13 protein-coding genes are annotated in these 14121 nt (G+C 74.0%); 1 reads left to right on the plus strand and 12 read right to left on the minus strand.

What is annotated here, in order from left to right; all coding sequences use genetic code 11:
* Positions 1-40 precede the first annotated feature (40 nt).
* On the plus strand, positions 41-1255 hold the full coding sequence (locus tag LG396_RS25195) for an MFS transporter (RefSeq protein ID WP_225796508.1): 1215 nt from the start codon (positions 41-43) through the stop codon (positions 1253-1255).
* Between the two features lie 99 nt (positions 1256-1354).
* Here LG396_RS25195 and LG396_RS25200 read toward each other — a convergent pair whose 3' ends face one another.
* The 12 genes from LG396_RS25200 to LG396_RS25255 form a co-directional block, all read right to left on the minus strand.
* On the minus strand, positions 1355-2683 hold the full coding sequence (locus tag LG396_RS25200) for an MFS transporter (protein ID WP_225796509.1): 1329 nt from the start codon (positions 2681-2683) through the stop codon (positions 1355-1357).
* 309 nt (positions 2684-2992) lie between these two features.
* On the minus strand, positions 2993-3862 hold the full coding sequence (gene htpX / locus LG396_RS25205) for a zinc metalloprotease HtpX (protein WP_018834937.1): 870 nt from the start codon (positions 3860-3862) through the stop codon (positions 2993-2995).
* A gap of 140 nt (positions 3863-4002) precedes the next feature.
* Complete coding sequence (locus LG396_RS25210; protein ID WP_225796510.1) at positions 4003-5550, minus strand: NADH-quinone oxidoreductase subunit N; 1548 nt, start codon at positions 5548-5550, stop codon at positions 4003-4005.
* On the minus strand, positions 5550-7118 hold the full coding sequence (locus LG396_RS25215) for a complex I subunit 4 family protein (protein ID WP_225796511.1): 1569 nt from the start codon (positions 7116-7118) through the stop codon (positions 5550-5552). Before LG396_RS25215 ends, LG396_RS25210 begins: the two co-directional genes overlap by 1 nt.
* Before the next feature lie 8 nt (positions 7119-7126).
* Positions 7127-9172 (minus strand): NADH-quinone oxidoreductase subunit 5 family protein, encoded by a 2046-nt coding sequence (locus tag LG396_RS25220; RefSeq protein ID WP_225796512.1) that lies wholly within the window; start codon positions 9170-9172, stop codon positions 7127-7129.
* Positions 9169-9600 (minus strand): NADH-quinone oxidoreductase subunit NuoK, encoded by a 432-nt coding sequence (gene nuoK, locus LG396_RS25225; RefSeq protein ID WP_225796513.1) that lies wholly within the window; start codon positions 9598-9600, stop codon positions 9169-9171. The genes LG396_RS25220 and nuoK overlap by 4 nt, the downstream gene beginning before the upstream one ends.
* Positions 9600-10190 (minus strand): NADH-quinone oxidoreductase subunit J family protein, encoded by a 591-nt coding sequence (locus tag LG396_RS25230; RefSeq protein WP_018841977.1) that lies wholly within the window; start codon positions 10188-10190, stop codon positions 9600-9602. Before LG396_RS25230 ends, nuoK begins: the two co-directional genes overlap by 1 nt.
* Positions 10187-10696 (minus strand): 4Fe-4S binding protein, encoded by a 510-nt coding sequence (locus tag LG396_RS25235; RefSeq protein WP_186543223.1) that lies wholly within the window; start codon positions 10694-10696, stop codon positions 10187-10189. Before LG396_RS25235 ends, LG396_RS25230 begins: the two co-directional genes overlap by 4 nt.
* A 44-nt stretch (positions 10697-10740) precedes the next feature.
* Entirely contained in the window at positions 10741-11700 is a 960-nt protein-coding gene (locus tag LG396_RS25240) for a complex I subunit 1/NuoH family protein (RefSeq protein WP_225796514.1), read from the minus strand.
* A complete protein-coding gene (locus LG396_RS25245) occupies positions 11697-12959 on the minus strand; it encodes an NADH-quinone oxidoreductase subunit C (RefSeq protein ID WP_225796515.1) in 1263 nt (420 codons plus the stop codon). Before LG396_RS25245 ends, LG396_RS25240 begins: the two co-directional genes overlap by 4 nt.
* Positions 12956-13540, minus strand: coding sequence for an NADH-quinone oxidoreductase subunit B (locus tag LG396_RS25250; protein WP_225796516.1), 585 nt, complete (start codon positions 13538-13540; stop codon positions 12956-12958). Before LG396_RS25250 ends, LG396_RS25245 begins: the two co-directional genes overlap by 4 nt.
* Positions 13531-13923, minus strand: a complete 393-nt coding sequence (locus tag LG396_RS25255; RefSeq protein ID WP_037729848.1) for an NADH-quinone oxidoreductase subunit A — start codon at positions 13921-13923, stop codon at positions 13531-13533. The genes LG396_RS25250 and LG396_RS25255 overlap by 10 nt, the downstream gene beginning before the upstream one ends.
* Positions 13924-14121: the final 198 nt, after the last annotated feature.

A 14121-nucleotide genomic window follows, 5' to 3' on the forward strand; every position in this document is an offset into this window, starting at 1 on the left:
CGGCGGCGCACCCGGTGCCGCCGCACCGGAAGGAGGACCCGTGAATACCCAGGCAGGCTCCCGCGGCTCGCGGCGGTCGAACCGCGTGCTCGGCACGTTGTTCCTCGGCATGTTCGTCATGGGCGGCGCGGAGCTGCTCGTGGTCGGCGTGCTCGACGTCATGGCGCGCGACCTCGGCGTCCCGGTCTCCTCGGCCGGCGCGCTGGTGACGACGTACGCGCTCGGCCTCGCCTTCGGCGGGCCGCTCCTGACCGCGCTGACGATGCGGCTGGACAAGCGCACCGTCCTCGTCGGCGCGCTCCTCGTGTTCATCCTGGGCAACGTGGTCGCGGTGACGACCGGCAGCTTCGGCGTGCTGCTCGCGTGCCGGGCCCTGACCGGTGCGGCGGCCGGGCTCTTCGACGCCACCGCGTTCGCGGTGGCCCTCGCGAGCGTCCCGCCGGAGCGGGCGGGCCGCGCCATCGCGGTGGTCATCTCCGGTGTCTCCGTGTCGGCCGCCCTCGGCGTGCCGCTGGGCACCGTGGCCGGCAACCTCCTCGGGTGGCGCGGCACGTTCGCGGCCGTGATCGTGCTCGCCGGCGCCGCCACGGCCGCGGCGGTGGCGCTGGTCCCGTCCGTGCCGCCGGCGAAGGAGGGCGCGGCCGACCAGGCCCGGCACGCGTTCGCGCCGCGGGTCCTGGCCGTCCTGGGCCTGTGCTTCCTCGTGTTCGCCTCCACCTACGCGGCGCTGACGTACATCGTGCCGTTCCTCGCGGAGGTCACCGGCGTCTCCGGTGCGGCGGCCGGGGTGTTCCTGCTCGCGTACGGCGCCGCGACGGCCGTCGGCTCCTTCGGCGGCGGCCGGTTCGCCGACCGGAACGCCGCGGGCACCCTGGTCGCGGGCACCGCGGGCTGTGCCGTCACCCTGCTGACCCTGTACGTCCTCGGTGCGCACCCGGTCGTCGTGGCCGCGGCGATGCTGGTGTGGGGCCTCTGCGTCTTCGGCATGGCGCCCTCGCTGCAGTACCGCGTCGTCGGCCTGGCCGGGCCGGGCGGCGGGCTCGCGCAGTCGCTGCCGGCCTCCGCGATCAACGCCGGGGTCGCGTTCGGCTCGTTCGCGGGCGGCGTCGCGATCGACCGCTTCCCGGTCCAGGCGGCGGTCCTCACCGCGCTGGGCATCGCCGTCGCGGCCTTCGCGGTCGCCGCGGCCACCCGCCGCTTCACCGCGCCCCCGGCCGAGGAGCCCGCGGAGCCCGCCTGGGCCACGGAGGGATGAGGAGGCTCTGCCCGCGCACCGTCCAGGAGGCGGGGGTGCGAGAGCGGGAGCGGGGGTGCGGGGGCGCCGGGTGTGGGAGGGCCCGGCGCCCCCGGCCGCCTACCGCACCGCCCGGCCCGCCCCCATCCGCCACGCCACGGCCCCCGCCGCCGCCAGCCCGCCGACCGCCAGCGCGCTGCTCGTCACGAACGGGTTCTCAGCGCCCAGCCCCGGCGCGAACCCCACGCCCACGTACAGCGTGACGCCCGTCGCTCCCCCCAACTGGTCCGCCGCCCGCTGGACGCCCGAGGCGATGCCCGCGTCGTCCTCCGTCACCCCGCTGACCGCCGCGTACTGCAGGCCGATGATCCCGAACCCCAGCCCCGCCGCGACGAGCAGCATCGCCGGGACCGTCGCCGCCCGCCCCCCGCCGGCGTGGGTCACCCACGCGAGCACCACCAGGGCCAGCGCCGTGAACCCGATCCCGGTCAGCGCGCACATCCGCGCCCCCCAGCGGCCCAGCAGCCGGGGTACGAGGACCGACGCCCCGATCAGGGTGAGGGCCAGCGGCAGCATCGTCAGCCCCGCGTCGAGCGGGCTGAGGCCCAGGTGGTCCTGCAAGTAGTAGGTGAACAGCAGGAACGACGTCGACAGCGCCGCACTCAGCAGCGCCGTGGCCAGGTTCGCCATGACCCGCGGGCCGTTGCGGAAGAAGCCCGGCGGCACCAGGGGGTTGGCCGAGCGGCGCTCCACCGCGGCGAAGGCGACCGCCGCGAGCGCCGCACCGGCCAGGGCGAGGGGCGGCAGCCACGGCAGCGCGCCGCCCTCCTCCCCCGCCTCCACGACCCCGACGGCGAACAGCAGCGGCGCCGCGGTCAGCAGCAGCGAGCCGGGCAGGTCGGTCGGGGTGCGGCGCGCGGGCGGATCGGCCGGTACGAGGAGGAGCGCCGCCGCGAGGACGACCACGATGAACGGTACGGACACGAGGAAGATCCACCGCCAGCCGAACAGCTCCGTGATCACCCCGGAGAGCACGAAGCCGAGGACGAGGCCGCAACTGGCCACCGCCCCCCAGACGCTCAGCGCCCGCGACCTGCGCGGCCCCTCGGGAAACATCAGCACGACCACCGCCATCGCCGCCGGCAGCGCGACCGCCTCGCCGGCGCCCTGGAGGAGCCGCGCCGCCACGAGCCAGCCGAACGACGGCGCCAGCCCGGCCAGCAGCGACGCGAGGCCGAAGAGCGCGGTGCCGGACAGCAGGACGCGGCGCCGGCCCAGGACGTCGCCCAGCCGGCCGCCGAGCATCAGCAGCCCGCCGCCGGTGATCGTGTATCCGACGACCACCCAGGTCAGCCGGCGGTCGTCCGCCGCGAAGTCGGCGCCGATCGACGGCAGCGCGACGTTGACCACGGTCACGTCGACCGCGATGAGGAACTGCAGCATGGCCATGCAGCACAGCACCAGCCATGCGCGCGCCGGGGTAACAGTTTTCGGGTGCACCTGAAAGCTCCGTTGCTCGGAAGACGGGTTCCGGGCAGCACAAGGGGCCGCTCCGGTCGAATCGCGAAGCGACGGAACGTGTGAACGCACACGAGCACGTACGCGGGCGCACGGATCCGGCTGCGGATCACGTGCGGACGTACGGAAGAGTGGTGACCTGCGCCCCGCCGCTAGCGGGGCGTCCTCGTCACACCGGCGCAGCCGGCTCCAGAAGCACCTGACATGCGCCTCACGCTACCCGAGCGGCCGGGGCCCCGTTCAGTGGCCCAGGTCGCGGCCGGCCATGCGCTCCAGCCGGGCGATACGTTCCGCCATCGGCGGGTGCGTGGAGAAAAGCCGCGACATGTTGCCCGAGCCCCGCCGGAACGGGTTGGCGATCATCATGTGGCTCGCCGTCTCGATCCGGGGCTCCGGGGGCAGCGGGAGCTGCTTCGTGCCGGCTTCGAGCTTGCGCAGGGCGCTCGCCAGGGCCAGCGGGTCGCCGGTGAGCTGCGAGCCGGTCTGGTCGGCCTCGTACTCCCGGGAGCGGCTGACCGCGAGCCTGATGATGCTCGCCGCCACCGGGCCCAGGAAGAGGACCAGGAGCATGCCGAACGGGCCGGGGCCGTTGCCGTTGCGGTCGCCGCTGGGGATCAGCCAGGCGAAGTTCACCAGGAACATCACGACCGAGGCGAGCGCGCCCGCGATCGACGAGATGAGGATGTCGCGGTTGTAGACGTGCATCAGCTCGTGGCCGAGGACGCCGCGCAGCTCGCGCTCGTCGAGGATCTGCAGGATGCCCTCGGTGACGCAGACCGCCGCGTTGCGCGGGTCGCGGCCGGTGGCGAAGGCGTTCGGGGCCTGGGTGGGCGAGATGTAGAGGCGCGGCATCGGCTGGCGGGCCTCGTTGGACAGCTCGCGCACGATCCGGTACAGGTTCGGCGCCTCGATCTCGCTGACCGGGCGGGCACGCATCGCGCGCAGCGCCAGCTTGTCGCTGTTCCAGTACGCGTACGCGTTGGTGCCGATGGCCACGACGAGCGCGATGACCAGGCCCGTACGGCCGAAAATGCTGCCGATGAGCAAGATCAGCGCAGACATGCCGCCGAGGAGCGCGGCTGTCTTCAGCCCGTTGTTCGACCGGTGCACGGTGTGCCCTCCAAAGCCTGCCGCCGCAAGTGTCGGCCGTCTCCCTCCAGTGGACCCCTCCCACGCACAGAACGCCCGACCTGCCGGGTAAGTTCCCTGGTCAGCGCAGATTCCCTGTGCGCCGGGCGGGTGAGGCGGCGTTACAGCAGGGCTTCGCCCGCGAAGCGCAGTACGAGCTGCGGGGCGCCCGAGAGCGCGATGCCGAGCGCCGCGGTCAGGCCGATGGCGCCGCGCAGCGGGGCGGTCAGGGTGGTGCGTACCGCGGTGGGCTCCGCCGCCGGTGCCGCCGGGCGGAACAGCAGCGCCGTCCACTGCAGGTAGTAGTACAGCCCCACCACCACGTTCGCCGCCATGACCACCGCCAGCCACCCCAGCCCCGCGTCCACCGCGGCGCCCAGGACGGTCACCTTGGCGAACAGGCCGATGATCCCCGGCGGCAGCCCCGCGAGGTTGATGAGGAAGAACGCCAGCGCCAGGGCGACCGGCAGCCGCGTCGACGCCAGGCCCCGGTGGTCGGCGATCCGGCCGCCGCGGCCGCCCTTCGCCGCCACCGCGGCGACCACCGCGAAGGCGCCGAGGTTCACCACCCCGTACATCAGCGCGTACGCCAGCGTGGAGCCCACGGCGCGCCCGGGCTCGTCGGCGTAGGCCGCGGCGGCGATCGGGACCAGCAGGTAGCCGGCCTGCGCCACGGAGGACCAGGCCAGCAGCCGGACCGCGCTGTGCGGGGCGTCGAGGCGCTGGCGCAGCGCGGCGACGTTGCCCGCGGTCATGGTCAGCGCCGCCAGGACCGCGACCGCGGGGCCCCACACGTGGTCGTACGCCGGGAAGGCGACGACGGTGACGAGGATCAGCCCGCTGAAGCCCACCGCCTTGCCGACGACCGACAGGTACGCGGCGACCGGGATCGGCGCGCCGACGTAGGTGTCCGGTACCCAGAAGTGGAACGGCACCGCAGCCGTCTTGAACGCGAACCCGACCAGCGTCAGCACCACCCCCGCGGCCGCCAGCGTCTCCAATTGCTCCGGCGCGTCCGCGAGCCCGTCGGCCAGCCGCGCCAGGTGCAGGCTGCCCCCGGCGGCGTAGACGAAGCTGACGCCCAGGAGCATGACGGCGGTCGCGGTGACGGAGGAGAGGAAGAACTTCAGCGCCGCCTCGGACGACAGCCGGTCCCCGCGGCGCAGGCCGACCAGCGCGAACGCCGGCAGCGAGGCGACCTCCAGGGCGATCACGAGCGTCGCCAGGTCGCGGGCCGCGGGCAGCAGCGCCGCGCCGGCGGCCGAGGCCAGCAGCAGGAACCAGAACTCCCCCGCGGGCAGCTTCGTCGCGCGCACGTCGTGCACGGACAGCAGCGCGGCGAGCAGCGCGCCCGCGAGCACCAGGAGTTGCACGACGAGCGCGAAGCGGTCGGCGGTGTAGCTGCAGACACCGGGGCCGTCGGTGAGGCAGAAGGTGGTGCGGTCGCCGTCGAGCAGCGGCAGCAGCGCGAGCAGGGACAGGGCGAGCGCGGCGACCGCGCCCCAGCCGAGGAGGTGCTTGGCGCGCTCGGGAACGAAGAGGTCGGCGACGAGCAGCGCGACGGCGGCCACGGCGACGATCGTGGGCGGCGCGACGGCGAGCCAGTCGACGGACTGGACGACGGACTCGGCCAGGACGGCGGAGTCCGCGGTCCCGTCTGCGTACGTCATCAGCTGCCTCCCGTGAGGAGCTTCTGCACGGCCGGGTCGGTCAGGCCGAGGAGTGCGGCGGGCCAGAGGCCGGCGAGGACGGTGAGCGTGACGAGCGGGCTCCAGGCGGCGATCTCGTAGCGGCGTACGTCCCCGAGGGCGGGCCGGTCGCCGGTCCTGTCGCCCATGCAGACGCGGCGTACGACGACGAGGAGGTACGCGGCGGTGAGCAGGGTGCCGAAGCCGGCGACGGCCATGAACACCAGGTACGCGGGACGCGGGAGCCCGGCGGCCGGGTCGTACGCGGCGAACATCGCCAGCATCTCGCCCCAGAACCCGGCGAGCCCCGGCAGCCCCAGCGACGCGACGGCGCCGAAGGCGAGCAGCGCGCCCAGGCGCGGGGCGCTGCCGTAGAGGGCGGCGCCGGTGCGGCCGGCGAGGGCGTCGAGGTCGGTGGTGCCGGTGCGTTCCTTCAGGGCGCCGACGAGGAAGAAGAGCAGGCCGGTGATGAGGCCGTGGGCGATGTTGGCGAAGAGCGCGCCGTTGACGCCGGTGGGGGTGAGGGTGGAGATGCCGAGGAGCACGAAGCCCATGTGGCCCACGGAGGAGTACGCGATGAGCCGCTTGAGGTCGCCCCGGGCCCCGGTGCGGGCGAGGGCGAGGCAGGCGAGGGAGCCGTAGAGGATGCCGGTGACGCCGAAGGCGGCGAGGTAGGGCGCGTACGTCTCCATGCCGTCGGGGGCGATGGGCAGCAGCACGCGCACGAAGCCGTACGTGCCCATCTTCAGCAGCACGCCGGCCAGGAGGACCGAGCCAACGGTGGGAGCCGAGGTGTGGGCGTCGGGGAGCCAGCTGTGCAGCGGCCACATCGGGGTCTTGACGGCGAGGCCGATGCCGATGGCGAGGACGGCGACGAGCTGCGTGGTGTGGGTGAGACCGGAGCCGTTGTCGGTGGCGAGTGCCACCATGTCGAACGTGCCGCCCTGGAACCCGACGAGGAGGAGGCCGAGGAGCATCACGACCGAGCCGAGCAGCGTGTAGAGGATGAACTTCCAGGCGGCGGCGGTGCGTCCGGCGCCGCCCCAGCGGGCGATGAGGAAGTACATCGGGATGAGCACCATCTCGAACGCCAGGAAGAACAGCAGCAGGTTGAGGACGGCGAAGGTGGCGAGCATGCCGCCTTCGAGGACGAGCAGCAGCGCGACGAACGCCCGGGGTGACGGCCCGGCGGGCATGACGAAGTAGCCGTAGACCGCGCAGAGGAAGGTCAGCAGCGCGGTGAGGACGAGCAGGGGCAGCGACACGCCGTCGACGCCGAGGTGGATCCGGATCCCGAGGGCGGGGATCCAGCTGACGTCGGAGTCGGCCTGCATGGTGGCTGGACCGTCGGCACCGTAGTCGAAGCCGGCGGCCAGGACGACGGACAGGACGAACACGGCGCCGGTGACGGTGACGCCGTGGCGCAGTACCGCCTGGTCGGGGCTCTTGCCCTTCAGGCCGGGCGGCGCGGGGAACAGGGCGGCCAGCGCGCCGAGGAGGGGGAGTACGACGATGGCGCCGAGGACGAGCTGCATCGCGGTGTGGTCCATATGCGGCGTCAGCCTCCCGTGACCGACGTGGTGGCGACGACGACGGCGACGGCCAGCACGAGCGCGCCGCCGAGCAGCGCGCTGAGGTAGCTCTGCACGTTGCCGGTCTGCGCGCGGCGGACGGCGGCGCCGAGCAGCCGGGGCGCGGTGCCCGCGCCGCGTACGTACGTGTCGACGACCTCCCGGTCCAGGAAGCGGACCAGGCGGGCCGCGGCCCGTACCGGGCGGACGAACAGCGCGGCGTACAGGGCGTCGACGTGGAATCCGCTGCCGGCGTGCCGGTAGAGGGCGGGGCCGAGCAGGATCCGGCCGGGGTCCGTCGCGGTGCCGTCGGGGGCGGCGCCCGACGCGGGGGTGCCCTCCTCCGCGGGGCTGCCGTACACCGCCTCGTGGCTGGCCTCCGCCTCGGCCTCGGTGAGCGCGGGCTCTTCCCCGGGGTGGGCGGTGACCGCGCCGGCGGGGACGCGGGCGGCGAGCCCCGCGGTCTGCTTCCACGCCGCGTACGTGGCCGCCATGCCGACGAGTGCCAGGCCCGTGCCGAGGACGGTGGTGGTGAGCGTCGGCGTGAGGTCGTGGCCGCCGAGCCAGTCGGGCAGCGTCCAGACGGTCAGTCCGAACGCCACGGTGGGCACGAGCAGCAGCCACAGCACGGCGTTCATGACCACCGGCTGCGGGCCGTGGTCGGGGACGGGTTCGCCGCGGCCGTGGAAGGCGAGCAGCCACAGCCGCGCGGCGTACGCGGCGGTGAGCAGCGCGCCGGCCAGCCCGGCCACCAGCACGGTCCAGGCCGCGGCGCCGGGGATGCCGTGACCGGTCGCGCCATGCCCGGTGATGGCGGCCTCCGCGGCGCCGAGGACGGCTTCCTTGGAGAAGAAGCCGGCGAAGGGCGGGACGGCGGCGAGGGCGAGGAGGGCGGCGGTCATCGTCCAGTAGGCGTCCTGCACCCGCGCACGCAGGCCGCCCATCCGGGCCATCGCGGCCAGCGAGTTGGTGCCGGCGGCGTGGATGACGACGCCGGCGGCGAGGAAGAGCAGCGCCTTGAAGGCCCCGTGGGAGAGGAGGTGGAAGACGGCCGCGTCCCGGGAGCCGACGGCCAGCGCGCCGGTCATGTAGCCGAGTTGCCCGACCGTCGAGTACGCGAGCACGCGTTTGATGTCGTCCTGCGCGAGCGCGGCCAGCGCCGAGCCGACCATCGTCACGGCGGCCATCACCGCCAGCACCACCAGCGCGGCGGCCGAGGCGGCGAAGACGGGCAGCAGCCGGGCGACGACGTACACGCCGGCCGCGACCATCGTCGCCGCGTGGATCAGCGCAGAGACCGGCGTGGGGCCGGCCATCGCGTCGGGCAGCCAGGTGTGCAGCGGGAACTGCGCCGACTTGCCCGCGACCCCGGCGAGCAGCAGCAGCGCGATGAGCGTGGGGTGGGCCAGTCCTTCGCCGGAGCCGGCGGCGGTCAGGATGCCGCTGATCCGGAACGTGCCGGCCTCGGACGCGAGCGCGAAGATGCCGAAGAGGAAGGGGACGTCGCCCAGCTTGGTGACCAGGAACGCCTTGAGCGAGGCGGCCCGTGCGACTTCCGTGTCCCAGTAGTGGCCGACGAGGAAGTACGAGCAGATGCCCATGATCTCCCAGCCGACCAGCAGCACCAGCAGGTCGCCGGAGTAGACGACGAGGAGCATCGCGGCGGTGAAGAGGGAGACGAGGGCGGCGTACGAGGCGTAGCGCGGATCGTCGCGCAGATAGCCCGTGGAGTAGATCTGCACGCACGTGGCGACGACGCCGACGAGCACGGCGACCAGCACCGCCATGCCGTCGAGGTGCAGCGCCAGGTCGATGGGCACGGAGCCGGTCGGGGTCAGTTCGGTGGCGGCGGTCACCGGCTCGTCGCCGCCCTGCCGGGCCGCGACGACGGCCGCGAGCACGGCGGCGGCCACGGCGGGCAGCACGGCCAGCGGCTGCACCATGCCGGGCGAGCGGCGCCCGAGGAGCAGGGTGGCCACGGCGCCGAGGAAGGGCAGCAGGGGGACGAGTGCGGCGAGGGTGGTCGTGGTCACGCGGTGGCCTCGGCCTTCTTCGACGCGGTCGCCGGCCCGCCGGCGGCGTCTCCTGCGCCTTGTGGGTCTTGTCGGTCTGCGGGATCCGCCGGGTCCGCCGCGGCGCCGGTGCCGCCCGCGTCCGTGTCCGCGAGGTCGCGCAGGCGGTCGACGGCGGAGGTGCCCCGGTTGCGGTAGACCATCAGCACGATGGCCAGCCCGATGCCGATCTCGGCCGCGGCCAGCGCGATGATGAACAGCGTGAACGACTGCCCGGAGCGCAGGACGTCGCGGAACGCGACGTCGAAGGCGACGAGGTTGAGGTTGACGGCGTTGAGCATCAGCTCCACGGACATCAGCACCAGGATGGCGTTGCGCCGCGCCAGCACGCCGTAGAGGCCGACGCAGAACAGCAGCACCGCCAGCACCGCCGGATACGCGAGATGCATCAGCCCTCCCCGCCGTCGTCGGCGGCGGCCGGGTCCTCGACCGGCTCCTCCGCGGCCCCGCCGTCCTTGCGGGACAGCACGATCGCCCCCACCAGCGCCGCCAGCAGCAGCACCGACAGCGCCTCGAACGGCAGCACCCAGTGCCGGAAGACGCTCGCCCCCAGCAGGTCGGTCGTGCCCTTCGGCTCGTCCAGGTCGATCCACGTCGTGCGGAACGCGTCCACGACCAGCGTCACCAGCAGCACCGCCGCCGCCCCCGCCACACCCAGCGCCACCCACCGGTTGCCCGAGTCGGCGTCCGGCGAGCGGCCTATCGGCGCCCGGGTCAGCATCAGCCCGAAGAGCAGCAGCACCACCACGGAGCCGACGTAGATCAGCACCTGCACCCAGGCCACGAACTCGGCCGTCAGCAGCAGGTACTCGACCGCCAGCCCGCCGAGCGCGACCACCAGCCACAGCGCGGCGTGCACCAGCTGCCGCGTGGTCACGGTGATCACGGCGGCGCCGAGGGTCACCAGACCGGTGAGGAGGAAGACGATCTCGACGCCGGTGGGCGACAGGAAGCCGTGGGTCTCGGCGGCGAGGGTCATGTGCCGTCGCCCTCCCCGGCGGCGGACTCGCCCGCCCGGGCCGACGCCTCCGCCTTCTCGGCCGCCTTGCGCGCCGCGCCCAGTTCCTTCGGCTCCTCCCCCGCCGGGTCGGGCGCGGGCGGCACGGGCACCGTCCACATCCAGTCCCGCAGCCGGTCCCGCTCGTGGGTCAGCTCGTGGATGTCGGTCTCCGCGTACTCGAACTCCGGTGACCAGAAGAGCGCGTCGAACGGGCAGACTTCGATGCAGATCCCGCAGTACATGCACAGCGCGAAGTCGATCGCGAACCGGTCGAGCACGTTGCGGCTGCGCTCGCGCCCGCCGGGGGCGGCGGGCGGCACGGTCTCCTTGTGCGAGTCGATGTAGATGCACCAGTCCGGGCACTCGCGGGCGCACAGCATGCAGACCGTGCAGTTCTCCTCGAACAGCGCGATGACGCCGCGGCTGCGCGGCGGCAGCGCGGGCAGGGTGTCGGGGTAGTGCGCGGTGTGCGAACGCCGCGTCATCGTGCGCAGCGTGACCGCGAGCCCCTTGGCGAGCCCCTTCACCGTCAGATCACCACCTTCACGATGCCGGTCAGCGCGATCTGCGCGAGGGCGAGCGGGATGAGGGTCGTCCAGGCGAAGCGCTGGATCTGGTCCTCGCGCAGCCGCGGGTACGTGACGCGCAGCCAGATCACGGCGAAGGCGAGGATCCCGGTCTTGAGCAGCGTCCACAGCCAGCCGAGCCCGTCGGCGTACGGGCCGTGCCAGCCGCCGAGGAAGAGCACGGCGGTCAGCGCGCTGAGGACGACGATGCCGGCGTACTCGGCGAGCAGGAACAGCGCGAAGCGCAGACCGGAGTACTCGGTGTACGCGCCGAAGATGATCTCCGAGTCGGCGACGGGGGCGTCGAACGGCGGACGTTGCAGCTCGGCGAGCCCGGCGGTGAAGAACACCACCCCGCCGACGAGCTGCCACGGCAGCCACCACCACTCGAACCCGTCGACGATCCCGACGAGCGACACCGTCCCGGCGGCCATGGCGACGGAGGCGGCGGCGAGCAGCATGGGCAGCTCGTAGGCGAGAAGCTGGGCGGCGGTACGGAGGCCGCCGAGGAGCGAGTACTTGTTGGCGGACGCCCAGCCGCCCATGAGGGAGCCGAGCACGCCGACGCCCATGACGGCCAGCACGAAGAAGATCCCGGCGTCCAGGGCCTCACCGACGCCGCCGTCGGGGGCGAAGGGGATGGCGACGAGGACGACCAGGTACGGGAGGAGGGCGACGGCGGGGGCGAGCTGGAAGACCCGCCGGTCGGCCCCGGCGGGGACGACGTCTTCCTTCTGCACGAACTTGACGCCGTCGGCGACGAGTTGGGCCCAGCCGTGGAAGCCGCCGGCGTACATGGGGCCTACGCGGCCCTGCATGTGGGCCATGACCTTGTGCTCGGTCTGCCCGACGACGAGGGGGAAGAGCAGAAACACGACGAGAACGCCGAGAAGGGTGAGCAGGACCTCCCACACGTCGCTCACGAGGCCTCACCGTCCTCGCCTGCGGCGGGCTCGGGGCTTGGGGTCTCGCCTGCGGCGGGCTCGGCCGGGGCGGGGGGCTCTTCTGGTGGGGTCGACTCCCCGTCGGGGCGGGGGCGTTGCCAGGGGGCGTCGGGCGTACGGGTACGGGGGCGCGGCTCCGCGCCCGCCGCGGCGGGCCCGCCGCCGGCGGCCCGTTGCGACGCCGAGCCCCCGCTCGCCGAGCGCGCGCGGCGCGCGCCGCGCGGCGGGCGGGCGGCACCCGCTTCGCCGGGAGCCCCGCCCCCGGCACCGGGCGCATCGCCCTCGGCGCCACTGCCGGGCGCCGCCTCTGCGGCGTCGGCCCCGGCACCCGGGCCGTTCTCGTCGTGCGTTTCGTCCCGCCGGGGCTGTGCCCCCTCGTCCTCCGACACCGGCCCACTGTCGGCGGCACGCTGCGAAGCCGAACCCCCGCTCGCCGAGCGGGTGCGGCGTGCGCCGCGGGGCGCACCTCCCCCGGCGCCAGCGCCGGGCTGCGTCTGCGCAGCGTCGGCCCCGGAACCCGTGCCGTTGCCGTCGTGGCCCTCGTCCCTCGGGGGCACCGGCCCATCGGCAGCCCCTTGCCGTGCCGGGCGGGTGCGGCCGGGGGGGCCGTCCGTTCGTGGGGCTCCGCGGCGGGTGGGGCGCGTCGGGGCCGGGGGGAGGGTGCCCTTCAGGGGGCCCCAGTCGTTCGGGTCCGGGACGCCCGGGGGCTGCATCTGGCGCCGCTTCGGGCCGCCCGCGTGGGATTCGCCCGGCTCCTTCGCGCCCGGCCACGCCTTCGCCACCCGCGCCGCCAGGACGAAGTCCTTCCGCAGCGGGTGGCCCTCGAACTCCTCCGGCAGCAGCAGCCGCGCCAGGTGCGGGTGGCCCGGGAAGTCGACGCCGAACATCTCGTGCGTCTCCCGCTCGTGCCACGCCGCCCCCGCGTACACGTCCGTCGCCGTGGCCAGCACCGGGGCCGAGTGCGGCACCGTCGTGCGGAGCAGCAGCCGGCGCGGCGGGGTGCCGACGGCGACGACGTGGGCGGCGACGCGGAAGCCCTCGGCCGGTTCGTCGACGGCGCTGAGCCAGTCGAAGAACGTGCAGCCCAGCTCGTCGCGCGCGGTCCGCAGCGCCGTGGTCCAGGACGCGGCCGGTACGTCCACCGTCAGGACGCCGTACGCCTCCTTCGCCACCGCTTCCGGGCCGAACAGCTCCGCGGCGGTCCGCGGGAGCCAGCCCTCCCCCTGCTCCTCCGTCATCCGGCGTCCTCCGGCGGCTTCACCAGCCCGCTCGTCAGCGCCTCCACCGACGCGCCGGACGACCCGCCCGGCCCGTTCCCGTAGCGCTCCTCCAGCGACTCCCGCGCGATCTTCTCCTGCAGCTTCAGGATCCCCTGGAGCAGCGCCTCGGGCCGCGGCGGGCAGCCGGGCACGTACACGTCCACCGGGATGATCTGGTCCACGCCCTTCGTCACCGAGTACGAGTCCCAGTACGGCCCGCCGCAGTTGGAGCACGCGCCGAAGGAGATCACGTACTTCGGCTCCGGCATCTGCTCGTACAGCCGCTTCACCGACGGCGCCATCTTGTCCGTCACCGTGCCGGACACCACCATCAGGTCCGCCTGCCGCGGGCCGGGGGCGAACGGGATGACGCCGAGGCGGATGAAGTCGTGGCGGGCCATCGACGCGGCGATGAACTCGATCGCGCAGCAGGCGAGGCCGAAGTTGAAGACCCACAGGCTGTAGCGGCGGCCCCAGTTGAGGACCACCTTCATCGGCTGGGGCGCCAGCCGTTGCAGGACGCCGAGGCTCTGCGCGGGCCGCGCGGGGGTCACGTCCATTCGAGGACGCCCTTCTTCCAGGCGTAGAGCAGGCCGACGGCGAGGAAGCCGAGGAAGATGAACATCTCCACGAGGGTCACCGCCCCGTACCCCGGCGCCGCGAAGACCGTCGCCCAGGGGAAGAGGAAGATGGCGTCGACCGCGAAGATCACGTACAGGAAGGCGTACACGTAGTAGCGGACCTGCGTGTGCGCCCAGCCCTCCCCGACGGGGTCCACCCCGCACTCGTACGTCAGCAGCTTCTCGGGCGTCGGCACCGCGGGCCGCAGCAGCCGGGCGCCGCCGAAGGCGACCGCGACGAAGAGCAGGCCCAGCACGGCGACGAGGCCGACCACCCCGTAGCCGTCGAAGTACCCGGCGGCGAGGGCGTCGGCGGCGAGCATGTCCGGCACGTCCGCTCCGCTCCTGACTGCTGTGGCTGGATTGCCGGCTGACCCGTGCGCATTCGGTCAGGGCATCGACCTGTACGGGCAAGGAGTGTAGGCCCTGCCCCGCGCGCTGTGGCCATCCCGTGTACGCCACTTCCTGCGCGCCGCGGACGTCACGCCCGCCCCATGGGACCCACGGCCGCGACAGAAACG

The organism is Streptomyces aculeolatus, assembly GCF_020400605.1.
GTDB lineage: Bacteria > Actinomycetota > Actinomycetes > Streptomycetales > Streptomycetaceae > Streptomyces > Streptomyces aculeolatus.